The following is a 22,441-nucleotide window of genomic DNA, read 5'->3' as shown; positions in this document are numbered from 1 at the left end:
TTTTGTTGTTTTTTGTTTTCATATAAAAAATCTCTCCGTTTCTTTTATCATATCACGGAAAGATTTCTTATTTACACAGATTTATTTACACACTCAAGCATCCTCAGATGCTTTTTTTAGTCTACTATATTAATGTATTTCTCGGTTCTTAACATTTCTATTTCTTCTTTATATGGAGGTTTTCCATCAATATATGGTGTTTCAAGAATCTTTACGACATGCGCAATTCGCTCATTATTAGCAATTGCACACAATGTATCAAATCCGATTTCGCCATGACCAAGGTTGGCGTGGCGATCTTTTTTTGCTCCTCTTACATTTTTAGAATCATTTAAATGAATACATACTAACCGCTCTAATCCAATTACACTATCAAATTCATCTAACAATACATCAAAATTAGAGACATTATACCCTGCATCATTCATATGACATGTATCCATGCACACTCGTAGCTTGTCGCTATACTCACAATGATCAATTATATATTTCAATTGTTCAAATGTATATCCAAGTTCACTTCCTTTTCCAGCCATTGTTTCTAAAGCAATATATGAGTCTTTCATATCTTTCATTGCTTCATTTAAACCTTTCACAATCTGCTTTAGACCTATATCCTCACCAGCTTTCACATGACTTCCTGGGTGCAATACCAAATATTTTGCGCCAATCGCCTCAACACGTTTAAGTTCTTTTGTAAGAAATTCTACTGCAATTTCATATGTTTCAGGTTTGATTGTATTTGCTAAGTTTATAATATATGGAGCGTGAATAATCATGTGTTCCATTGGTATATTATGTTCTTTCATTACCTTTTGTGCTTCTTCAATATGCATTTTTTCAATTGGCTGTCGCCTCGTATTTTGTGGTGCACCACTATAAATCATCATTGCTGTTGCATTATAAGACAATGCTTCATTAACGCTTCCTAACACAAAGTCAGGAGCACTCATTGATACATGAGATCCAATTATCATTCTTCACCTCGTTTTGCTCGTTGTCGAGCCTTTGCTTTTTCTTTTGCTTGTTTTTTTATTTCACTTTGAACCATTTGTCTTTTTGCTTTCCTTTTTAATTGATCCACTTTTGCTTTTCGCTTCTTTTTATATCCAGGCTTTACCTTTACCTTTTTATTATTTACAATTTTGCTAACTTCTTTTTCTAATGGATCCTCTCCACGTTTGCGTTTATAGAAAACAGGCTTTAAATCATAACGATCACTTCCTACAATTCTTTGGTGTAAAAAATGAATTCCTTTATTTTGAAGTTGTTTTATACTTCCTTCGTCCCCAGTATTATAAAGAGCAAAACAAATACCCTCATTTCCTGCTCGTCCTGTTCTTCCAGAGCGATGAATATAAAAATCTAATTCTTTTGGAAAGCCAAGTGAAACTACATGACTAACACCATCAATATCAATTCCACGCGCTGCGATATCACTAGCAACGATATATTTCTCTTTTAAATTCCCTAAATCTTTCATTGCACTACGACGTTCTCTGCTTGTTAAATCACCATGTAATTCAATAACACCATAGCCTTCATCTCGCATGCGTTTAGCCACTTCTGAGCACACAGTTCTAGTATTTGCAAAAATCAAACATAAATATGGATTGAATGTTGGCAACAGTTTCATCAGTTGATCTTCATAAGAGAAATGTTTACAAGGGATTAAAATATGTTCTATTCTTGGCTTGAATTTTTTATCATCTTTTACTTCTACCATTTCTGGATGAACCATATACTTCTTCAAAAATAAACGGAGTTGTTCTGGTATTGTTGCAGAAAAAGACATCATCTGTGGTTTTTTCATTCTAGAACATATTTGATCAATATCTTCTAAAAATCCATACTCCATTGTCATATCCGCTTCGTCAATCACTAACATTTTTGCATTTTGCAACAATAAACTTTTATCATCCAAAAATAAATCACGCATTCTTCCTGGAGTACCAATTACAATATGTGGTTGACGCTTTAATTGGCTGCTCATTTTTGTTTTTTCAATACCACCTGTAATTAACTTAATACGTAATTTTCCAAGTGCTTTTTGCATATCTAAAGCTTTGGTATATATTTGTAATGCAAGTTCACGGGTTGGTGCAGTAATAATTGCTTGGACCTGATCTTTTTCAACATCAATTTGATTTAATATAGGAATTAAAAAAGCATGTGTCTTTCCAGTACCCGTTTGCGAAACACCTATTACATCTTTTTGCTTAAGCGCCAAAGGAATTACTTTCTCTTGAATTTTTGTAGGCTCTTGAAAGTAATTTAATTCAATAAATTTATTTGTATAATCTTTTAAATTATAATTATTAAAATTTGTAGTCATAGTCTACCTCTTTCTTTATGTATTATATCTTAGTCGTAAGTGTTTTTCAAAAAAAGTGTTCCTCATTTGTAATTGTTTGGACTTCTTCGTATTTTCTGATTATAATTATATGCAAGAGGAGCCTTATGAAAATACTTAAAGTTAAACCTAGAGGATATTGTAAAGGTGTTATACGTGCAATCAATATTGCTAAGGAAACAGTAAAACAATACCCCAATCAACCAATATATATATTAGGTATGTTAGTACACAATACATATGTCATTGAAGCATTAAAAACATATGGAATTATTACTTTGAACGATAAAAACAAAAGCCGCTCTGAATTAATTGAAATGATTGATCATGGAGTCGTTATCTTCACCGCTCATGGAATACATCCAAAGATAAAAAAGCGGGCTTTAGAAAAAGGACTTACTGTTGTTGATGCTACTTGTCCAGATGTATTAAAAACTCAATCACTTGTTGATTCTTATATTAAACAAGGTTACCATATTCTCTATATTGGGAAAATGAATCACCCAGAAGCAAGTGCAATTTGCGATGACAATGAACATGTTACATTGATTCAAAATGAAGCTGATATCAAAGATATGGAAATATACGATAAATTATTAGTTACAAATCAGACAACAATGTCAATGTATGATATTAACAACTTATTCCAAGCAATCAAAGCTAAATTTCCAAATGCTGTATTTGCTGAAGAAATCTGTAGTGCAACGCGTGTACGTCAAGAAGCTATAGCAAATCTTCATGATGTTGACACACTTATTATCGTTGGCGATAAAGCAAGTAATAATTCAACAAGACTTGCTCAGATTGGAAAAGAAAAGAAAATTAAGAATGTCTATCTTATTGATGATGTCAATGATTTATTAACGATTGATTTGCAGAACAGCAAATCAATTGCTATTAGTTCAGGGGCTTCTACCCCTACCTATTTAACGAATCAAGTGATTTCTTGGTTAGAAGATGACAAACATTCATTACAATCTATTGAAATTGAAAAAATTCTATAAAAAAGCTTTAAAGATCATCTTTAAAGCTTTTATAATATTAACTATTTCCCTCTACGAGCTTTACGAGCTGCCTCAGACTTAAGCTTACGGCGAACTCCAGGTTTTACATAAAATTCACGTTTACGTGCCTCAGCAAGGGTTCCATTTCTTGAAACTTGACGTTTAAAACGACGTAAAGCATCATCAAGAACTTCATTTTCTTTTAAAACTACTTTTGGCATGGGTACTCTACCCTCCCTTCTGAATCACTATGGATATTATATATAAAAAACATGTAAAATGCAAATACTATTGACCAAAACAGGCTTTTTTTATGACTATTCTTCGATTTCTGTACCTAAATAATATTTTCGAATTGTATCTATTGCTGCCTTATGATCCCCCATCCATGGAGCTCGTCCATTTTCACGATATATAAACGGTTCATCACCTTTTCCTAAAATTAAAATTGTATCGCCACTATTAGCTTGTTCAACTGCTTGCCTAATTGCTGCATAGCGATCTTCAATGAAAATATTTCGAACACCTACATCAATGCCTGATTTTATTTCATCTGCAATATCCTTAGCACTTTCATCACGAGGGTCATCTTCAGTAAGAATAATCATATCACAATACTTACTTGCTATCTCACCAAACACTTTACGTTTAGCACTATCCCTACGACCTGCACTTCCAAAAACACTGATGATATTACTTGATTCATCTGTAATTGTTGTTGCAAATTCATATATTTTTTCCAAACCATCTGGCGTATGTGCAAAATCAACAATTACATTAAAGGGTTGTCCTTCATCGATAATTTCAAGACGCCCCTCTATCTGGCGAATATGACTTACGTGTTGCATAACCTCTTCAATTGGTATCCCACTCTCCACAATACTTGCAATCGCCGCTAGTAAATTATAAATGTTATACTCGGCAATTAGATTTGTTTTCACTGGGTATACTTTACCACCATGAAGTAAATTAAATTTTGTCCCATCCATAGACAACTCTAAACTACTTGCTTGATAATCACATTCGTGTTGAATCCCATAGGTTACAACTTTTCCTGCTGGAGCAGTACGTAAATCATCATACTTTTCATCATCTATATTTAAAACGCTTATTCCTTCTGCTTTTAAATTCAAAAACAATTTCTTTTTTGCTGCAAAATAATTTTCAATCGTCCCATGAAAATCTAAATGATCATATGTGAAATTGGTAAATACGGCAATATCAAAATCAACCACATCCACTCTCTCTTGCGCTAAACCATGAGAACTCACTTCTAAAGCAACTGCTTTTACATCATCGTTTACCATATCAGCTAATGTTTCATTCAAATAAATAGGATCTGGGGTTGTTAAATCAGGTGGACGTCTTACATCTTTATATTCAATTGAAATCGTTCCTATATATCCGCAAGGTTCAAAATGATCATAAATATTTTTAATAATGTTGGTAACCGTACTTTTTCCATTTGTCCCAGTAACACCAAAGACCAACATTTTTTCACTTGGATAATCGTAATATTTTGAAACGACTTGATTTAATGTCTTTACAACACTCTCTACTTTAATATACACAACATCATCCACAAATGATTTTAAATTCTCACTATGTACAATGCATACTGCTCCGTTTTTGATAGCTTGTTTTATATATTTATGTCCATTTGTAATAATTCCATCAAGACAAAAAAACATTCCGTGTTCACTTACTTTTCGCGAATCTGTATAAAGCCCTTTAATTACAATACTTGGCGCACCTTCAAATACACTTGATAACCTCATGATATACCTCCTAATTCTCCCCATAATTTGTCTTCATCATTTCCCTTTATAAACACAGTATATACTTTGTTAGATAAATCATTCGTACTCTTCACACGGGTTAATATATATTCACTTGTATGTCCATACCAATACCCATCTTTTTCATATTCAAACAATACTTCAACATCATGATTGATAAAAGAAGCAATATACCTATTATAATGTTTTTCTGATAAAAAAGATACTTCCTGACATCTTTTCTTCTTTACATCATTTGGCAGATGACCACTAAGTTTTTCTGCTTTTGTTCCATCGCGTTTAGAAAAAGGAAAAACATGTAAAAACGAAAACTCTATTTCTTGTAGAGTCAACAAAGTTTCTTCAAAGTGTTTGTCACTTTCCCCTGGAAACCCTATAATAATATCGCTACTTATTGATATATGAGGAATCATCTTTCGAATTAAAGCAACCCTTTCTTTGAAATAAGTACTCATCGATGGTCGGTTCATCCGTCGTAAAATTTCATCACTACCTGATTGAATTGGAATGTGTAAATGATTAGCAATTTTTTTATTATTTGCAATAAAGGCAATTAAATCATCACTTATTTCATTTATTTCAATAGAAGAAATGCGAATTCTATCTAACCCTTCAATCTTTACCATAGCTTTTAGAAGTTCTAATAAATTTTCTTTATGATTTCCATACCGTCCGGTATGAATACCAGTGAGGACAATTTCATGGTGTCCACTATTAACTAATTTTTGTGCGGAAATAATTGCTTTTTCCAAAGGCATTGATCTTTCTTTTCCTCTGGCAAATGGAATAATACAATAACTACAATATTGATTACATCCATCTTGAATTTTTAAAAAAGCACGTGTACGATGATGAAAATGTCTCACATTAATTTCTTCAAATTCATCAACATTAGAAATATCTTCAATAAAAATTGATTTTGTTTTTTGCATCAATGCTTCATGAATCAAACTAGGTAACTCATTTTTATGAGAACTACCAATTAAAACATCTACATCAAGTTTCTTTGCATCAACACTCGCCTGTACATAACAACCTACTACACAAATCACAGCATCTGCATTTCGTTTTTTAGCTTGGTTTATTTTTTGCCTCGATTTAGAAGCAGCCGTATTTGTTACCGCACAAGTATTTATAATGTAAACATCTGCTGATTCTTTAAAATCAATCTCTTCATATCCCAACTGTTCAAGACCTTGAATATAGCTCTCAGATTCATAAGCATTCACTTTACATCCAAGTGTTGCAATCGCAAATGTTTTCATGATTTTCCTTTCTTTATCATTTTTCTTATCTTCTTCATTTCCTTGGCTTCGATAAGTTCCAACCCTTCCAACAAATCTATAAATTCAATAAAAGAAACATTAAAATAAGAATAACTTATATTTTTTAATATTTCTTCATCCATCTTTTTTCTTAAAGTTAGATGATTCACTAATTTTAAATCTTCAACAAAATATAAACATGTTGTCAAATCACAATATAAAGATAACTGATTTTGATTTTCATAAACTAATTCTGCGCTACAAAAGTCGTTACCATAAAATTGATTATCGTATAGCGAATGAAAATCAATCATAATATTTTCAAATCGTCTGACATAGTAATTGTATTTTTTAATATCAAATAAGACCATTTCATTTTCATATATTTGATTCAAACGAAAGTCAAAAAAAGGAATAAAAATAGGCTTTCCTTCTACCATTCGATATGGTAAAGTCGGCTTTACTTTTTGAATTTCATAATTCATCAATCGCTTTTTCTCTTCATAATCCAGTGTGTCATAAAAATCATTCATCAATACTTTACCTTCAAAATAAGCACGTTCTATTTCTTGCTTGTTCAGTATCCCTTGATAGCAAATTTCATTATGAAAAAAAGACAATTCATTTTCTTGTTTATATTCAATATTATATGATTTAAATAAATTCTCCATTTCAATCTTTTTTTCTTTCACAGATGAAGTCTTATTGAATTTTTTATCATATTTTTTATGTAATAACTTATATACTTTATCCATAACACACCACCTTATTCATAACAAAACATTATTGATTGTATACTTGCAAGTGCAGCTGTTTCAGCACGCAATATTCGAGAGCCCAAAGAAACAGTAGCGAAACCTTTTGATTTCGCAAACACCACTTCATCTTCAGAAAAGCCACCTTCGCTACCAATTACAATTGTAATTGTCTTTATATCTGGATTATCTAACAAATATGTTTTTAATTTATCACTTTTTAAATCAGCTGCTTCATATGCGATTAAATTCAACTCTGATGTATAATTACCAATTTCTTTATATGCTATTGGTTGATGAACACTGACTAAATGATCACGTTTCGATTGTTCACATGCTTCTAAAGCAATCTTATTAAAACGTTCTGTTTTCTTATCTATTTTATCATTTACCTTTACAATCGTACGACTTGAATAGAAAGGTATTATTCGATCAACTCCCAATTCACAAGCTTTTTGAAGTAAAAAATCCCATCGTTCTCCTTTTATTAAGCCTTGTAACAACGTTATTTTAACTTTTTCTAAATTACTTTCTAAAGTTTCTATAATCCTTCCTGTAACTTCATTTTCTACATTGATTGCAACCAAAAAAGGAGTTGAATGATTATCCACCACTTTAACAATTTCACCAGTATGCATTCGTAATACATTCTTCATATGATGTTGTTGTTCTTTTGAAAAAAAGACACTACTTCCCTTTTTTACTTCCGAATCTAAAAAATATTGTTGCATAAAATCACCTTTTCATATTTTACTCTAATTTCTAAGATAAATAAAGACTTACTATTGTTTTTATAACTCATCTTACCCATATCCTCTTATATAAAAAAGGCTCTTAGAGCCCTTTACCATCTTTATATGTTTTTTTAAGATTGCGTTTCACTTTTTCTAACATTTTTATATATGCTACTAATTCTTCATCGCTAAACCCATCATATTTCTTAGATATATACTCGTCTAATACAATATCTGATTGAACAAGGGTTTTGATTCCTTTTTTTGTGATTTGTAAACAGGTTGCTCGTGCATCTTGTTCATTTGATAAAACATCTACAAACCCAGCTTTTTGTAGCCGTTTAATAGAAACACCAATCGATGCTCTCGATAATCCTAAATATTTTGCAATCTCGTATTGATTGCAATTTTTATGCATATAAATATACGCAAGAATTTCAGGTTGTCCATCATGTATTTCAATACGATTAAGTTGTATGTACTTTACTTTCTTTTCTAACCACTCAATCTCTTGTTCTAAATTATATAGTTCTTTATTCTTTAGCATAGTTTACTCCTTATACAAAGTATACTACTTAGTAAATCGTATTACAAATCCTTTCCACTGCCTTCTAAAGCCAATTTTCTAAGTTGCTTCACTTCAAATGGTTTCAGTTTGCGGTACTCTCCCTGTCGTAAATCATCTACTTTTAAGTATCCCAATTGTTTGCGATGTAATCTCGTTACATGATATCCAAAATATTCCATCATTCGCTTTATTTGGCGGTTTCTACCTTCATAAATTGTTAAATCCAAAGACATTTGATTTTTCTTTAAATCTTTCTCTGTAATTTTATATTTTGCAGGCAAGGTTTTTCTACCATCATCCAATTCAATACCATTTTTTAATTCCATTAACTGTGGTGGTGTTAGAATCCCATTAATGGTTAAATTATATGTTTTTGGTAAATGATATTTTGGGTGAACCAATTGATTGGCAAATTCGCCATCATTCGTTAAAATCAACACTCCACTTGTATCATAATCTAAACGACCAACACTAAATAATCTTTCTTTTGAATCAATTAATGAAATCACTGTTTTGCGATCAAATTCATCATCGCTAGTGCACATTGATTTTTTAGGTTTATTCATTACATAATATACTTTGTTTTCCCTTTGAATAGATTTACCATCTACTTCAATGAAATCACCTTTTTTTACTTTATATCCTAATTCTTTTAAAACTTCACCATTTACTTTTACTCTACCCTCTAAGATCATCGTTTCTGCTTTTCTTCGTGAAGCTATACCACTTGCTGCAATCACTTTTTGTATTCTTTCCATATTATCAACGTTCCTTATCTGTTATCAAACAATTCCTCTTGTACATTTACACTGTAATCTTCAAGCTCAGGAAGTTCTTTTAAACTTTCTAATTTGAAAGAATCCATAAATTCTTCTGTCACCTCATATAAAAATGGACGACCTGGTGCATCACTACGGCCACATTCCTTAACAAGCGAACGTGCTAATAGTTTACGAATCATCATATCACAACCTACGCCACGGATTTCTTCAATTTCAACACGTGTGATAGGTTGCTTATAAGCTATGATTGCCAATGTTTCTAAAGCGGCACTCGAAAGCGTTGCCATTTTATTTGAAGAGAACAATTTTTCTGCATATTCATACACACTTTCCTTACTTACAAATTTGTAACGTCCCCCAAAATGAACCAATTCAATACCATGACTATCTGTTAAATAATCATCCATTAATTGTTTTATCTCTTCTGTTAGTTTTGCTTCATCAATGTCCAATGTTTCTAAAAGTTGTTCAGCGCTTAAGCCCTCATCACCACTTAAAAACAATAATCCTTCTATAATATGTTTCATCTTATACTCCTGTAATCAACCATATTTGATCTTCTTCATCCACACTAAAACTTATTTCTTGATTTTTTATCAAATCTAAAATTGCCAGAAATGACACAATAACCATATGTAAATTTTTACAATCATCACACAACTGTTCAAAGGTAATTTTTCCTTTTATTTTATGTAATTTTGTTTTTAATTGATCTAAACGTTCATCAACACTCATCTCTTTCATTGTGATTTGTGTCTCTAAAGGCTGATTTAACTCATAACGGCGAATAACTCTATTCATAGCTTTTATTAAATCATATGGATTTCCATGATATTCATCAATGGTTACCTGTTTCATCCATTCTTCTGTTTTCTTACTAATTGGTTTTTCCATCATTCGTTGACGTTCTTCATAACTTTTTGAAAATTGTGTACTAGCTTCTTTGAATTTTTGATATTCAATTAACCTCTTCACTAATTTATCTCGTTGATCCTCTTCATATTCTTCAGCAATTTCTACTTTTTCTCGAGGCAGAAGACGCTTACTTTTATACTCAATCAATCCGGCAAGCTCACTTAAAAACTCGCTCGCCACCTCTAAATGCATGGACTCAAAGGCATTAATATATGCTAAATATTGATCGCATAAGATAGTCATATCCAAATCAAATAAGTCCAATTTATTTTCTTTTATCAAATGTAACATTAAATCCAAAGGACCTTCAAATTGATCAACTGTAATTTCAAACGCCATAGAATCACCTCACTGACTATTATAACAAATACATAAGTTTGTGAAAACCATAATTTATTAAGAATCACCCTAGAATAAAAAGACACATTCCTGTGTCTTATAAATCTTCAAATAATCCCTCGTTTACTGTTATCTTTAAATGATGATAAGCTTTAGGACTAACCACTCTTCCTCGTGGTGTACGATTAATAAATCCAATTTGCAATAAGTATGGTTCATATACATCTTCAAGTGTTAATGCTTCTTCACCAATACTTGATGCAATTGCTTCTAATCCTACTGGCCCACCATTAAAACGTTCAATGATTCCTCGTAAATATTTATGATCGACATCATCTAAACCAAGATGATCAACTTTCAAACGATCAAGTGCCATTTTCGCAATATCTTCAGAAATCAATCCATCATTCATAACTTGGGCAAAATCTCTTACTCTTCTAAATAATCGATTAGCAATCCGAGGTGTTCCACGTGAACGCAAAGCAATCTCATGAATTGCCGGTTCCTCGATATCCGTTTCCATTACTATAGAAGTCCTTTTTACAATTTTTTCCAAATCTTCTTGATCATAATATGAAAGTTGCGAAACAATACCAAAGCGATCTCGAAGAGGAGCACTTAAATCTCCTGCTCTTGTTGTCGCCCCCACTAATGTAAAGGGAGGTAAATCTAAACGAATACTTCTAACACTTGCATCATTTCCAACAACGATATCTAAGCAATAATCTTCCATTGCTGGGTATAAAATTTCTTCAACAGCTTTTGATAAACGATGAATTTCATCAATAAAGAGAATATCTCCTGGCTCTAGTTGTGAAAGAATCGCTGCAAGATCCCCACCTTTTTCAATCGTTGGTCCACTTGCCGTTTTAACATTCGTCCCCATTTCATTTGCTAATATATAAGATAATGTAGTTTTTCCCAATCCTGGAGGACCATATAACAAAACATGATCTAACGCCTCATTTCGTTGTCTAGCAGCTTGAATAAATATTTTTAAATTCCCTTTTAAATCATTTTGACCTATATATTCTTCAAGTCGCTGCGGTCTTAAACTAATTTCTTCTTCGTTATCAAGTTGCTCATTTGATAAAATGCGATCACTCATCACTACACTCCTTTTTTACCAGCTAGCATTTGTAATGCTAGCTTTATATATTCATCTACAGATTTATCTTTTTCTTTGCTTAGTTGCTTCATTAATGAATTCACTTCATTTGTCTTGTATCCTAAACTCTTAAGTGCTTCCATGGCATCACTTAAGTTCGTATTCAATTCTTTTCCATCACCAGATTCCACCAACTTACCTTTTAAGTCCAACACAATCTGTGAAGCTGCTTTGTTACCAATACCAGGTAAACTTTTTAAATATGTAGCATTTTTTGTTTCGATTGCTTCTACAATCTGTTGCCAACTTCCAACGCTTAACGCATTTATTGCAATCTTTGGCCCGATTCCTTTTACTGAAATTAATTGAGTAAACAAATCATGCTCTTCCATAGAAGTAAAACCAAATAATATTTGTGCATCTTCACGAATATGATGATACGTATATATCAATGTTTCTTGATTTAAAGTCAACAATGCTGGGTTGGGCATAAAAATACGATATCCTATACCACCATTATCAATAATTACACTATCTGCACTGTAACTTACTACATTTCCTTTAACAAATGCTATCATACTTCCTCCTCATTTTTAAACTTGATTCAATTCATAAAAACTATATATAAAATAATCGCAAAGTTTTGCTATTTCCGTTTTTTCATGTGTGGAAAGTGTATCATGGATTCCACATGTTTGAAACCCTTCCTTCTTTGCAACTTCCAAAGCTATGCGCAAATCCTCAAAAACCATTGTCTTTTCTATAGCTACTTCCATTTCTTCAGCACAAGCTAAAAAAATATCTGGATGTTCCTTATTTTTACCAATTTCTTTGCACGTTCTCACAAATTCAAAATAATCGTAGATTCCCAAACGCTTCATAGCCATAATTGCATGATCTTTATTACATGAAGTGGCAACACACATTCTAATTTCTTTCTGTTTTAGAAAATCCAGGGTTTCCATAACACCTTCTTTTAACTGAATGTTATCTCGATATTCAACTTCTACCATTTCATTCCAGTCACTCATTATTTCTTCTTCGCTACGCTCAATTTTAAACTTTTCAATAAAATATTTTGCACTTTCATTGAACGTTAGCCTTTTTATTTCCTCACTGAAACGATTATCAAATACAATTCCAAAGCTTGCTAGATACTTTCTATCTACTTCTTGCCAGACATTCATCGAATCTAAAAGTGTTCCATCCAAATCAAAAATGCATGCATCAAGATTCTCATTCCATCCTACAAATGCCATTTTAGGATACCTCTATTTCCAAAGTAACAGGACAGTGATCACTACCCAATACCGTATTTAAAATGTTTGCATTTTCACACTTGTCTTTTAAGCTCTCACTAACCAAAAAATAATCTATCCGCCATCCCGCATTTCTACTGCGAGCGTTAAAGCGATAACTCCACCATGAATATGCCCCTTCTTTATCTGGGTTATATAATCGATATGTATCAATAAATCCTGCGTCCAATAAAGCTGTAAAGGCAGCACGTTCTTCATCAGAGAATCCCGCATTCTTTCTATTCTGTGTAGGATTTTTTAAATCAATCTCCTTATGTGCAACATTCAAATCTCCACAAATAATCACAGGTTTGTTTTTTTCTAACCCTTTTACATAAGCTTTGAAGTCCTTTTCCCATTCCATTCGATATGATAAACGTTTCAAAGCTTCTTGTGAATTTGGTGTATATACATTCACTAAATAAAATGTATCATATTCTAAAGTAATCATCCGACCTTCCTTATCGTGTACAGCCAAATCCATACCATAAGAAACAGATAATGGTTTTTTCTTACTTAATGTAATAGTCCCAGAATATCCTTTTTTTTCAGCACTATTAAAATATTGATAATAGCCGTCTGTTACCAATTCTATTTGTCCTTCTTGCATTTTTGACTCCTGAATACATAGTACATCAGGAGATTCAGATTCCAAAAATTCATAAAATCCTTTATTAATACATGCACGTATTCCATTTACGTTCCAAGATATCAATCTCATAATCTACCTCACTTCATTTATCCTAACATGTTCATTATATATGAAATAAGCAAAGATATCCACTTGCATATTTCATTAAAAAATGAAATTTTTAGTAGGAATTTTCTGAATAAATGTTAAAATAAAAATAGTGTTATATTTAGGAGGATGAATATGCTACATATAGCGGCTACTGCTCCCTCAATTCAATGGGACTATATCCTGGGTGGATTTGCATTGTTTTTATTTGGAATTGAATACATGGGTGCTGGATTAAAAAGCATTGCAGGTGATAAACTTCGAGATTATATCGACAAGTACACTGCAAAACCATGGATGGGTATCATTATAGGAGCACTGATTACTACTTTCATTCAATCAAGTAGTGCAACAACAGCAATTGCAATTGGTTTTGTACGTGCTGGCATTATGAAACTAGAACAGGCTGTGGGGATTATCATGGGAGCCAATATTGGAACCACGATTACTGCTTTTCTAATTGGATTAAAAGTAGAAAAAATGTCTCTAATCTTTGTTTTTATTGGTGTTCTCGTTACCGTTTTCTCCAAGCGAAAAAAACATGGATATGCTGGACAAATCATTTTAGGTTTTGGTTTACTTTTCTTTGGTTTACGTTTAATGGGAGATGAATTAAGTTTGTTAGGTGATTTACCTCAATTTGATGCATTTGCTAAAGAAATGATTAAACAACCATTTTTAGGAATGTTAGCCGGTACTGCCTTAACTGCTATTGTACAATCTAGTAGTGCTGTCATCGGGATTGTTCAAAAATTATATGATTCTGGAGCCATTGCCTTAGGAGCTGCATTGCCATTTGTATACGGTTCAAACATTGGTACGACCATCACAGCTGTATTTGCTTCTCTTGGTGGAAGTATCGCAGCAAAGCGAACTGCAGGAATTCATGTTATGTTCAACGTTTTTGGAACTTTGTTCTTTATGTTGTTTTTAACTCCTGTTACAGAATTGATTGTTGTGATTGCCAACCAGTTTGGTCTATCGGCAATGATGCAAATCGCGGTGGCACATATTATCTTCAATGTTACCATCACAATTTTAGCCTATCCATTTATTAAACAGATGGTATATGTCGTTAAAAAGTTTATTCGTGGTAAAGAAGAAAAACAAATCGAAGTGGATGTTGCTGGACTTGATCCTATGTTAGCAGAAACATTGCCAGCCGCTGCTATTAACTCCGCTAAAAATACAACAATTAAGATGGCTGAACTTGTATTAGCACAATTACAAGAAACAAAAGACTTCTTAAACACAAAATCTGGAAAGCATCGTGAAGGTGCTGCACAATATGAAGACGCGGTAAATACTTTGGATTCAAAGATTACCCAATATTTAGTCCATATATCTCACGAAGGTTTATCGCAAGATGATGCTGATTCATTAATTGCTAACCTTCAAGTGATCAAAAATATTGAAAGAATTGGCGATATTTCAATGAATTTAGTTGGATTTTATGACATGGTTTATGATGAACGTGCAAGTTTCTCTCAAAACGCATTAGAAGATATCAATGAAATGACTGATGTTGTAATTAGTATGTTAGATTTCTCAATGGCTTACTACTATGAAAAAGATGAATCTTTAGCAGAAGTAGTTGCAGATAAAGAAAACTACTTAGATCTTATGGAAGATAAAGCTAGAAAACGTCACTTTAAACGTATGTCAAATAATGAATGTGACAAAGATATCGCAGCTTCCGTTTATGTGGATATTCTATCTAACCTAGAACGTATGGGAGATCATGCTGATAATATTATAAAAGTATTAAAGGACCCAGCTCCTCAACATGATCCAGTTATTTTATCAGATTATACAAATTAAAAAAACATAGTGGAATTAAAATCCGCTATGTTTTTATTTTAAACCTAATACTTTTACTTTATATGGTTTATCTACATTTGTCACCGTTACTGTTGATCCTACTTTTGTATCCAATAGAGCGACTGCTAATGGTGTAACATTTGATAGTTTCCCATTGAAAGGATCCGCCTCTACTGAACCAACAATTGTATATACTTCTTTCTCGTTAGAGTCCAAATCTAATATTTCAACCGTTGAACCTAAAGAAACTGTCTTTTTAGTAGTTTTCTTATCTTCAATAATTTCAATATTTGATAGCATATTTTCCAATTCTGCTATCCTTGCCTCTACACGTGCTTGGTGATCTCTGGCTGCATCATAATCTGCATTTTCACTTAAATCACCTTGCGCTCTTGCTTCTTGAAGTTCTTGTATAACAATATTTCTTTCTTCGTGAACTAGTTTTCTTAATTCTTCTTTTAACTCTTCATAACCAGCCTGAGTTACTAATACTTTTTCTTGATTTTCCACCTAAATCACTCCTTGTTTTGCTTTCGTATTATAACATGATTAACTAAATTATACTATCTTTTTTAATAATCTAAGTACTTTTCAACATTCTTCGTATGTTCTTCATATGTTTTAGCGTAATACACTGTATTATCTCCTTGAACATCTGCAATAAAATATAAGTAGTCATGCTCTGCAGGATGTAAGACAGCCTCAATCGCTTGCTTTCCTGGGTTTAAAATTGGCCCAATTGGTAATCCACTATATAAATATGTATTATATGGAGAATCCGTCGTGTGCGCTTTTTGCTCACATTCTAGCCAGTTGTCAAATTCATACAATGAATAACACACTGTAACACTGGATTCAAGTTTTTGATCGATTGCTAATCGATTATAGAATACGCCTGCAACTTTTTCCATATCTTCTTTTGTTGCACTCTCATATTGAACAATACTAGCTAAAGTAATAATTTCATGTAATGATAATTTACTTTTTTCAACACTTGAGCGAATATTTTCATATTCAACTGCAAACTGATTCAGAAATGTATATGTTACTTCTTCAGGTGTAGTTTTTCTTTTAAAGTAATATGTTTCAGGATATAAATACCCTTCCAACTTAACTCTATATTTTTCATTCAAAATTGCTTCATCTAAGAAATCATACTGTTCTATACATGCCTTCAAAAATGTTTCGTCATTCCACAACGCAATCAATTCATCTGCACTAACATCTGTTTCTTCCTCTATTTTCTTAGCAATATCTTTTGCCCATATCCCTTCTTTAAATGTTATCAGTACTTCATCATTATTTATATTTTTAGCATTTGATAAATATTTTAAAATCTTGGGTGTATCCCATTTTCTATTGATAATGTAGGTACCAACTGTAAAATCATCCACACCATTAAATTTAGCAGATATTTTTGCCATAGAAGCATTCTTAATAATTTTTTGTTTTTCTAATCGTTCTGTAACCGTTGTAACATTATCACCTTCAACTATTGCAAAATAAATTGGTTCATCTTTTGATGTTACTGCTGATAATGAATTTTTATAATAAAGTGTACCAAAAATTCCTATTAAAACAGCTATTATAATCATTAAAATAGCAATTGTTTTTATATTCCAACTGAATTTTTTTAAAAAAGATTTTGAATTACTCATCATCTTCCTCCGTAAAAGCTATAAGAACCTCTTCAACCATTTGCCATTCTTCTTCAGCTTCAATTGGTAACAATTCTCCATCGTCATTATATGCTGAAGCAAACACTTCATCATCATTTGCATTTATATCACGAAAGATAACATATTTTTTTTCTTGATGATCAAACGTAAAAAGAATTTCCATCTCTTTTTCATTTCCTGTCTCATCTTTTATAAACATACTATTAGATTCCATTTTATGACCTCCAATAAAATAGGGCAAAAGCCCTATTTTAAACTATTTAAATAATCTTGTAGAATAGTAACTGCCGCCATTTGATCAATGACCTTTTTACGTTTTTTACGTGACACATCCGCACCAATTAATATTTTTTCAGCAGAAACCGTTGTTAATCGCTCATCCCATAAAATCACTTTTACATCATGAGCTTCTAACTTTTCTTTAAAATCAATTGAAATATTTCCTCGAATTCCTATGTCACCATTCATGTGTTTTGGCAAACCTAAAACAACGGTATTACTATTGTTTTCTTTCAACGTAAGCAATACTTCTTCAAGACAAGTATCATAATCATCTTCTGGAAATCGTATCGTCTTTACAGAAGACGCAATAATTCCCATAAGATCACTTACGCTCACACCACAAGTAACACTCCCCAAATCTAGACCAATAATTTTCTCCATTATTCGTCTTCTTTGATAGCACTTAAATAAAAACGTACTAACTCTTCAATAATTTCATACCGATCCGCACCTTGAATAATGGTACGAGCATTCTTATGACTAGAAATATAAGCAGGATCATTCGAAATAAGATATCCTGAAATTTGATTAACAGAATTATATCCTCTTTCTTCCAGTGCTTCATTTACTAGGCGTAAAACATGTTTGATATTATCTTGCTTAAAATCGTCAGATGCAAATGACATTGTTTCTGTAATATCTTTCATATTATAACCCCCTTTTCGAATATATTTCGATATATGCTATATTGTACAATATTTTTTCTTTTTTTTAAAGAGTAAAACCTAGGATTGAAGCTATTTCTGATAATGCCTCTGACAATTTTGTAGCATCTTTCCCTCCAGCTTGTGCCATATCTGGACGTCCACCACCATTACCACCACAAATTTGTGCAGCTGTTTTTACTAAATTACCACAATTTATTTTATCACCAGTAATTTCTTTACTAGCTGCGGCAACAAAAATAATTTTCCCATTGTCTTCACTAGCTAAAAATACTACTGATTTTCCTAATCGCTCCTTAATCGATGAAGCCATGTCTTTTAAGCTTCCACCATTCACACCTTCAAAACTTTTTACCAATACTTTGATACCATTCACATCTTGTGCATCACTTACTATATTAGCAGCCTCACTTACCAAAGCTTGTCCTTGTAATTCTTGAATTTCTTTTTGTAACCTTTTTGTATCTTCTATCATTCCAGATACTTTATCTTCAATTCCGACAATCGTCTTCATTTTTAAAATATCTGCAACTTGATATAATGATTTTTCTTCTGCTTTAAAATCCATAAATGCTGACAACCCTGTTTTAGCAATAATACGACGAATTCCTGAACCGATCGACTCCTCACTTACAATTTTAAAAATCCCAATGTTTCCTGTGTGTTCTACATGACATCCTCCACAGAATTCTTTTGAAACATCACCCATACTAACGACTCTTACAACATCTCCATACTTCTCATCAAACATTGCTGTTGCACCAGTCTTTTTCGCTTCCTCAATATCTAAATATTCAATACTGACATGATCATCTTGTTGAATGAATGAATTTACCATATGCTCTATTTCATCTAGTTGCTGACGATTTACTTTCTCAAAATGAGTAAAGTCAAATCGTAGATATTCATCACTTACATACGAACCAGCTTGCGCAATATGATCCCCTACTACTCTTTTTAATGCACTTTGTAATAAATGGGTAGCCGAGTGATTTCGTGTAGTTAACTTTCTTTTTTCTTGATCGACAAACAAAGATGCTTGTTGATTCAATGAAATGGATGCATCTTCAATTTCAAGAGAATGTAGAAATTGCCCATGAGGTGCTTTCTTTACATCTTTCACATTAAATGTTTTTCCATTGATTTTACAATATCCACCATCTGACACTTGTCCTCCACTCTCTGCATAAAAACAAGTTTTATCAAAAACAACTTCTCCATCTGATGTAAGTGTATCCACTTTATTACCATCTTTAAACAAACCAATAATATTAGCTTCACAAGTTAAATTATCGTATCCAACAAATTCCGATTTTTCAACAAATTCCATTAAATCTGCTGACTGCGAAGTCATCGATCCAGAATCAACACGTGCGTTACGTGCTCGTTCCTTTTGTTTTTCCATTTCACTATCAAATTCATCTTTATTGATTGAATAACCATCATCATTTAAAATTTCTTCCGTCAATTCATATGGGAATCCATAAGTATCATACAGTTTAAATGCAACTTTCCCTGAAAATATTTTATCGTTCATTTTCGTGATTTCATCATTCAATAGCTTTTCACCATTTGCTAATGTCTTATGAAATGTTTCTTCTTCTGTTTTGATTAAATTTTGATTATATTCAATTTTATCCATTAAATATGGATAGTATGCTTTCATATTTTCACTAACCATTGGAACCAAATTATACATAAACGGTTCATTTAAGCCCAATTTGATACCATAGCGAACCGCTCTACGTAAAACCCTACGCAACACATATCCTCTTCCATTATTAGAGAACATTGCACCATCGCTAAGTGCAAATACTACCGTTCTAATATGATCAGCAATTACTCGATATGCCATTTTGTACTCACCTTCATATTTTTTAGGTGTTAAATCCTCAACTGCGTGGATTATTGGTAAAAATAAATCTGTATCATAGTTTGTTTCTCCCTTTTGAACAATCGATACCAATCGTTCTAATCCCATTCCAGTATCAATATTTTTTTGGGGCAATTCTTTATATTCTGAACGTGGCTTTTCTGGTTCTGCGTCGTATTGTGAAAATACAATATTCCAAACTTCTATGTAACGATCGTTTTCTAATTCTTCAAAGAATAGTTTTTCACCGATACCATCTGGATCGTATTCTATTCCACGATCATAAAAGATTTCGCTATCAGGTCCACTAGGCCCAGCACCAATCTCCCAAAAATTCCCCTCGGTTTTTAAAATATGACTTGGATCAACTCCAATTTCATCCACCCATGTAGTATATGCAACACTATCATCTGTATATACAGAAATGTAAAGTTTATCTTTATCCATTCCAATATATTCAGGGCTTGTTAAAAATTCCCAAGCATAATGAATAGCTTCTTTTTTAAAATAATCGCCAATTGAAAAGTTTCCTAACATCTCGAAAAAAGTATGATGTCTTGCTGTTTTTCCAACATTTTCAATATCATTTGTTCGAATTGATTTTTGTGCATTCACAATGCGATTACTTTTGGGTTGTTCACTACCGTCAAAATATTTTTTTAATGCTGCAACACCTGAATTAATCCATAGTAATGTTGGATCATTATTTGGTATTAATGATGCACCTGGTTCAATCATATGTTCCTTACTTGCAAAAAAATCTAAAAATAGTTGTCGAATTTCATTACCTGTTCTTTGTTTCATAAAAACCTCCAATAAAATAAAAAAACGCTCCATACAGGAACGTTCTTAACGCGGTACCATCCTGATTCATAGAAATCTTGTTCTATGCACCTCAATTGATCAATAACGCCGATTTTGCGATAAAACTCCTAAGTAGCTTCCCCAATCATTTCCATAAAGCTTTCACCTAATGCTTTTTCTCTGGAATGGTCCTGAATTAGGTACTCATCTTATTCATCATTTTATGCATTGAATTATATCATAGTTCTTATGTTCTATCAAGATTACGGACAGATTTTACCATAAGACATAAAACCATACAAATCATTGCCATCATACCACTGATTACAAACCAGTTATGAACACCCAATTGCTCAGCAAACAGACCAGATAGCATCAATCCAATAGGAGCAGCAAAAGCCATGATTGATTGTGCTACACCTATAACACGTCCTAAATATGCAGGAGCAATTTTTTCTTGAATAATTGTCATAAACAAGGAAGAAATGAAAGGTACAGCCAAACCTGTAAAAACAGCTAATACAACGAACATAATAAATGCATTTTGCGGTAACAACCCTTGAAACATTGTTCCAATCCCCAACAAAAACACACCTGATAAAATTGTTTTCATTTTATCTTTTGTACCACCCCATAACCCTAAAATCAAACCTCCTGCTAACATTCCAACTGAAAACATGGTTTCAACAAGTCCTGCATCTCCAATTGTTTTATTAAAGTAAGAAACACTCATTAATGGATATAATGTACTCAAAGGAATATAGGTTATATAAAACAGAAAGACAATCAACACAAAATAATATAGTCCTCTTTCTTTTTGTAAGATTTTAAATCCTTCCTTTGTATCTTCTATAACATTTAATTCTTTCTTTTCCTCTTCTATTAGTCTTGGTATTTTAGAAATTGCAATTGTTGAAATCCCAATTACTGCACCAATGATATCTAATAACAAAATAAACCATAAGGGCATTATAGCAAACAATGCCGCAGAAATTGCTGGACTTAAAATAAGCGATATTGACTGTAATGTACTTGTATATCCCCCACATTTAGCTAACTGTTCTTTTGGTACGATAAGTGGTGTTATCGCTTGCAAACATGGCTCATGAAATGCACTTCCAAGTGCTCTTACAAACAATGCAATATATACCAACCAGATTGGTAATGCTTGTGTAAAACTAACAACAACTAATACCAATGTTGATAAAGCAATCACAAAATCTGCAATCATCATAATTTTTTTACGATTGTGTTTATCTACATAACTTCCAATAAACGGGCTAAAAATTGCAGTTGGTAAAAATGCTACCAACCCTGCCATTGATAAAACTAGAGCAGACTTTGTTTGGGCGGTTAAACTCCATATCAAAGCATATTGAACAATTGCACTCGTTAATAATGATGCCGCCTGCCCACTCCAAATTGTATAAAACGTTCTTTTCCATGTACTTTCCTTCATTCTTCTCACCTCACAAACACATTATATAAATTTTCAGTACAATTACTAGCAATTATCGTTAAGTGGTAATCATTAAAATGTAAGTGGATATTTTTTCAAAGTAAAAGGGGCTGTGACAGATAAACAGAGCAGAAATAAAAAGAACGTCTAATCTCGAGATGAGAAAAGACGTTCTTTTTGGTATAGTATATTTGTGATA

General features: G+C 32.3%; 24 protein-coding genes and 1 other annotated feature. Of the genes, 2 read left to right on the top strand and 22 right to left on the bottom strand.

All coding sequences use genetic code 11. From position 1 onward, the window contains the following. Positions 1 to 116: 116 nt before the first annotated feature. Positions 117 to 977 (bottom strand): deoxyribonuclease IV, encoded by an 861-nt coding sequence (locus tag M2475_RS08820; RefSeq protein ID WP_277490985.1) that lies wholly within the window; start codon positions 975 to 977, stop codon positions 117 to 119. Next, positions 974 to 2,335 (bottom strand): DEAD/DEAH box helicase, encoded by a 1,362-nt coding sequence (locus M2475_RS08815; RefSeq protein ID WP_277490983.1) that lies wholly within the window; start codon positions 2,333 to 2,335, stop codon positions 974 to 976. Before M2475_RS08815 ends, M2475_RS08820 begins: the two co-directional genes overlap by 4 nt. Positions 2,336 to 2,460: 125 nt before the next feature. On the opposite strand from M2475_RS08815, the gene M2475_RS08810 reads away from it, so the two are divergent. Then, positions 2,461 to 3,357 carry a 4-hydroxy-3-methylbut-2-enyl diphosphate reductase gene (locus tag M2475_RS08810; protein WP_277490981.1) on the top strand — a complete coding sequence of 299 codons (897 nt, stop codon included), beginning with the start codon at positions 2,461 to 2,463 and terminating at the stop codon, positions 3,355 to 3,357. Positions 3,358 to 3,398: 41 nt separating this feature from the next. Here the strand turns inward: M2475_RS08810 and rpsU are convergent, their stop codons facing one another. The 13 genes from rpsU to M2475_RS08745 all read right to left on the bottom strand — a co-directional run bounded on the left by rpsU (position 3,399) and on the right by M2475_RS08745 (position 13,641). After that, complete coding sequence (rpsU, locus tag M2475_RS08805; RefSeq protein WP_002609166.1) at positions 3,399 to 3,578, bottom strand: 30S ribosomal protein S21; 180 nt, start codon at positions 3,576 to 3,578, stop codon at positions 3,399 to 3,401. 96 nt (positions 3,579 to 3,674) lie between these two features. Further along, a complete protein-coding gene (locus M2475_RS08800) occupies positions 3,675 to 5,135 on the bottom strand; it encodes a UDP-N-acetylmuramoyl-L-alanyl-D-glutamate--2,6-diaminopimelate ligase (protein WP_277490946.1) in 1,461 nt (486 codons plus the stop codon). After that, entirely contained in the window at positions 5,132 to 6,421 is a 1,290-nt protein-coding gene (gene mtaB / locus M2475_RS08795) for a tRNA (N(6)-L-threonylcarbamoyladenosine(37)-C(2))-methylthiotransferase MtaB (protein ID WP_277490945.1), read from the bottom strand. Before mtaB ends, M2475_RS08800 begins: the two co-directional genes overlap by 4 nt. Then, on the bottom strand, positions 6,418 to 7,176 hold the full coding sequence (locus tag M2475_RS08790; RefSeq protein ID WP_277490944.1) for a hypothetical protein: 759 nt from the start codon (positions 7,174 to 7,176) through the stop codon (positions 6,418 to 6,420). Before M2475_RS08790 ends, mtaB begins: the two co-directional genes overlap by 4 nt. Before the next feature lie 11 nt (positions 7,177 to 7,187). Beyond that, complete coding sequence (locus M2475_RS08785) at positions 7,188 to 7,907, bottom strand: RsmE family RNA methyltransferase (protein WP_277490943.1); 720 nt, start codon at positions 7,905 to 7,907, stop codon at positions 7,188 to 7,190. A 103-nt stretch (positions 7,908 to 8,010) separates the two neighbouring features. Next, positions 8,011 to 8,457 (bottom strand): MarR family transcriptional regulator, encoded by a 447-nt coding sequence (locus M2475_RS08780; RefSeq protein ID WP_277490942.1) that lies wholly within the window; start codon positions 8,455 to 8,457, stop codon positions 8,011 to 8,013. Between the two features lie 41 nt (positions 8,458 to 8,498). Then, positions 8,499 to 9,236 (bottom strand): pseudouridine synthase, encoded by a 738-nt coding sequence (locus M2475_RS08775; RefSeq protein ID WP_277490941.1) that lies wholly within the window; start codon positions 9,234 to 9,236, stop codon positions 8,499 to 8,501. A 14-nt stretch (positions 9,237 to 9,250) separates the two neighbouring features. Next, the gene (gene scpB, locus M2475_RS08770; RefSeq protein ID WP_277490940.1) at positions 9,251 to 9,787 is read right to left on the bottom strand and encodes an SMC-Scp complex subunit ScpB; all 537 of its coding nucleotides are present in this window, start codon (positions 9,785 to 9,787) and stop codon (positions 9,251 to 9,253) included. Position 9,788: 1 nt separating this feature from the next. Further along, positions 9,789 to 10,514, bottom strand: coding sequence for a segregation/condensation protein A (locus M2475_RS08765; protein WP_277490939.1), 726 nt, complete (start codon positions 10,512 to 10,514; stop codon positions 9,789 to 9,791). Between the two features lie 97 nt (positions 10,515 to 10,611). After that, the gene (gene ruvB, locus M2475_RS08760) at positions 10,612 to 11,622 is read right to left on the bottom strand and encodes a Holliday junction branch migration DNA helicase RuvB (RefSeq protein ID WP_277490937.1); all 1,011 of its coding nucleotides are present in this window, start codon (positions 11,620 to 11,622) and stop codon (positions 10,612 to 10,614) included. A gap of 2 nt (positions 11,623 to 11,624) precedes the next feature. Next, on the bottom strand, positions 11,625 to 12,200 hold the full coding sequence (gene ruvA / locus M2475_RS08755) for a Holliday junction branch migration protein RuvA (RefSeq protein ID WP_277490936.1): 576 nt from the start codon (positions 12,198 to 12,200) through the stop codon (positions 11,625 to 11,627). Positions 12,201 to 12,215: 15 nt separating this feature from the next. After that, positions 12,216 to 12,881, bottom strand: coding sequence for an HAD family phosphatase (locus M2475_RS08750; RefSeq protein WP_277490935.1), 666 nt, complete (start codon positions 12,879 to 12,881; stop codon positions 12,216 to 12,218). 1 nt (position 12,882) lies between these two features. Further along, positions 12,883 to 13,641: an exodeoxyribonuclease III gene (locus M2475_RS08745; RefSeq protein ID WP_277490933.1), complete on the bottom strand. Its 759-nt coding sequence runs from the start codon at positions 13,639 to 13,641 to the stop codon at positions 12,883 to 12,885. Positions 13,642 to 13,794: 153 nt separating this feature from the next. Between M2475_RS08745 and M2475_RS08740 the strand changes: the two genes are divergently transcribed. Beyond that, positions 13,795 to 15,480: a Na/Pi cotransporter family protein gene (locus tag M2475_RS08740; RefSeq protein WP_277490932.1), complete on the top strand. Its 1,686-nt coding sequence runs from the start codon at positions 13,795 to 13,797 to the stop codon at positions 15,478 to 15,480. Positions 15,481 to 15,513: 33 nt separating this feature from the next. Here M2475_RS08740 and greA read toward each other — a convergent pair whose 3' ends face one another. The 7 genes from greA to M2475_RS08705 form a co-directional block, all read right to left on the bottom strand. Then, positions 15,514 to 15,990 carry a transcription elongation factor GreA gene (gene greA / locus M2475_RS08735; protein ID WP_277490929.1) on the bottom strand — a complete coding sequence of 159 codons (477 nt, stop codon included), beginning with the start codon at positions 15,988 to 15,990 and terminating at the stop codon, positions 15,514 to 15,516. A gap of 62 nt (positions 15,991 to 16,052) precedes the next feature. Then, positions 16,053 to 17,138: an endolytic transglycosylase MltG gene (gene mltG / locus M2475_RS08730; protein ID WP_277490928.1), complete on the bottom strand. Its 1,086-nt coding sequence runs from the start codon at positions 17,136 to 17,138 to the stop codon at positions 16,053 to 16,055. Next, complete coding sequence (locus tag M2475_RS08725; RefSeq protein ID WP_277490927.1) at positions 17,131 to 17,373, bottom strand: DUF1292 domain-containing protein; 243 nt, start codon at positions 17,371 to 17,373, stop codon at positions 17,131 to 17,133. Before M2475_RS08725 ends, mltG begins: the two co-directional genes overlap by 8 nt. Positions 17,374 to 17,405: 32 nt before the next feature. Next, positions 17,406 to 17,822, bottom strand: a complete 417-nt coding sequence (ruvX, locus tag M2475_RS08720; protein WP_277490926.1) for a Holliday junction resolvase RuvX — start codon at positions 17,820 to 17,822, stop codon at positions 17,406 to 17,408. Continuing rightward, positions 17,822 to 18,088, bottom strand: coding sequence for an IreB family regulatory phosphoprotein (locus M2475_RS08715; protein WP_277490925.1), 267 nt, complete (start codon positions 18,086 to 18,088; stop codon positions 17,822 to 17,824). The genes ruvX and M2475_RS08715 overlap by 1 nt, the downstream gene beginning before the upstream one ends. 64 nt (positions 18,089 to 18,152) lie before the next feature. Beyond that, positions 18,153 to 20,783 carry an alanine--tRNA ligase gene (alaS, locus tag M2475_RS08710; RefSeq protein WP_277490924.1) on the bottom strand — a complete coding sequence of 877 codons (2,631 nt, stop codon included), beginning with the start codon at positions 20,781 to 20,783 and terminating at the stop codon, positions 18,153 to 18,155. A gap of 32 nt (positions 20,784 to 20,815) precedes the next feature. Further along, positions 20,816 to 21,009 (bottom strand) — a binding site (T-box leader). 21 nt (positions 21,010 to 21,030) lie between these two features. Continuing rightward, the gene (locus tag M2475_RS08705; RefSeq protein ID WP_277490923.1) at positions 21,031 to 22,242 is read right to left on the bottom strand and encodes an MFS transporter; all 1,212 of its coding nucleotides are present in this window, start codon (positions 22,240 to 22,242) and stop codon (positions 21,031 to 21,033) included. Between the last annotated feature and the right edge of the window lie 199 nt (positions 22,243 to 22,441).

Source organism: Breznakia sp. PF5-3 (genome assembly GCF_029504745.1).
Classification (GTDB): Bacteria; Bacillota_I; Bacilli_A; order Erysipelotrichales; family Erysipelotrichaceae; genus Breznakia.
This window is presented reverse-complemented; position numbering and strand designations above follow the sequence as displayed.

Bases quoted from the DNA above. Each gene is read 5' to 3' on its own strand.
- M2475_RS08810 (WP_277490981.1), top strand. From the start codon at position 2,461: ATGAAAATACTTAAAGTTAAACCTAGAGGATATTGTAAAGGTGTTATA.
- ruvB (WP_277490937.1), bottom strand. From the start codon at position 11,622: ATGAGTGATCGCATTTTATCAAATGAGCAACTTGATAACGAAGAAGAA.
- M2475_RS08740 (WP_277490932.1), top strand. From the start codon at position 13,795: ATGCTACATATAGCGGCTACTGCTCCCTCAATTCAATGGGACTATATC.
- M2475_RS08750 (WP_277490935.1), bottom strand. From the start codon at position 12,881: ATGGCATTTGTAGGATGGAATGAGAATCTTGATGCATGCATTTTTGAT.
- M2475_RS08790 (WP_277490944.1), bottom strand. From the start codon at position 7,176: ATGGATAAAGTATATAAGTTATTACATAAAAAATATGATAAAAAATTC.
- M2475_RS08780 (WP_277490942.1), bottom strand. From the start codon at position 8,457: ATGCTAAAGAATAAAGAACTATATAATTTAGAACAAGAGATTGAGTGG.
- M2475_RS08725 (WP_277490927.1), bottom strand. From the start codon at position 17,373: ATGGAATCTAATAGTATGTTTATAAAAGATGAGACAGGAAATGAAAAA.
- ruvA (WP_277490936.1), bottom strand. From the start codon at position 12,200: ATGATAGCATTTGTTAAAGGAAATGTAGTAAGTTACAGTGCAGATAGT.
- alaS (WP_277490924.1), bottom strand. From the start codon at position 20,783: ATGAAACAAAGAACAGGTAATGAAATTCGACAACTATTTTTAGATTTT.
- M2475_RS08815 (WP_277490983.1), bottom strand. From the start codon at position 2,335: ATGACTACAAATTTTAATAATTATAATTTAAAAGATTATACAAATAAA.
- ruvX (WP_277490926.1), bottom strand. From the start codon at position 17,822: ATGGAGAAAATTATTGGTCTAGATTTGGGGAGTGTTACTTGTGGTGTG.
- scpB (WP_277490940.1), bottom strand. From the start codon at position 9,787: ATGAAACATATTATAGAAGGATTATTGTTTTTAAGTGGTGATGAGGGC.
- M2475_RS08765 (WP_277490939.1), bottom strand. From the start codon at position 10,514: ATGGCGTTTGAAATTACAGTTGATCAATTTGAAGGTCCTTTGGATTTA.
- mltG (WP_277490928.1), bottom strand. From the start codon at position 17,138: ATGAGTAATTCAAAATCTTTTTTAAAAAAATTCAGTTGGAATATAAAA.
- mtaB (WP_277490945.1), bottom strand. From the start codon at position 6,421: ATGAAAACATTTGCGATTGCAACACTTGGATGTAAAGTGAATGCTTAT.
- M2475_RS08800 (WP_277490946.1), bottom strand. From the start codon at position 5,135: ATGAGGTTATCAAGTGTATTTGAAGGTGCGCCAAGTATTGTAATTAAA.
- M2475_RS08820 (WP_277490985.1), bottom strand. From the start codon at position 977: ATGATAATTGGATCTCATGTATCAATGAGTGCTCCTGACTTTGTGTTA.
- M2475_RS08785 (WP_277490943.1), bottom strand. From the start codon at position 7,907: ATGCAACAATATTTTTTAGATTCGGAAGTAAAAAAGGGAAGTAGTGTC.
- M2475_RS08715 (WP_277490925.1), bottom strand. From the start codon at position 18,088: ATGAAAGATATTACAGAAACAATGTCATTTGCATCTGACGATTTTAAG.
- M2475_RS08745 (WP_277490933.1), bottom strand. From the start codon at position 13,641: ATGAGATTGATATCTTGGAACGTAAATGGAATACGTGCATGTATTAAT.
- rpsU (WP_002609166.1), bottom strand. From the start codon at position 3,578: ATGCCAAAAGTAGTTTTAAAAGAAAATGAAGTTCTTGATGATGCTTTA.
- M2475_RS08705 (WP_277490923.1), bottom strand. From the start codon at position 22,242: ATGAAGGAAAGTACATGGAAAAGAACGTTTTATACAATTTGGAGTGGG.
- M2475_RS08775 (WP_277490941.1), bottom strand. From the start codon at position 9,236: ATGGAAAGAATACAAAAAGTGATTGCAGCAAGTGGTATAGCTTCACGA.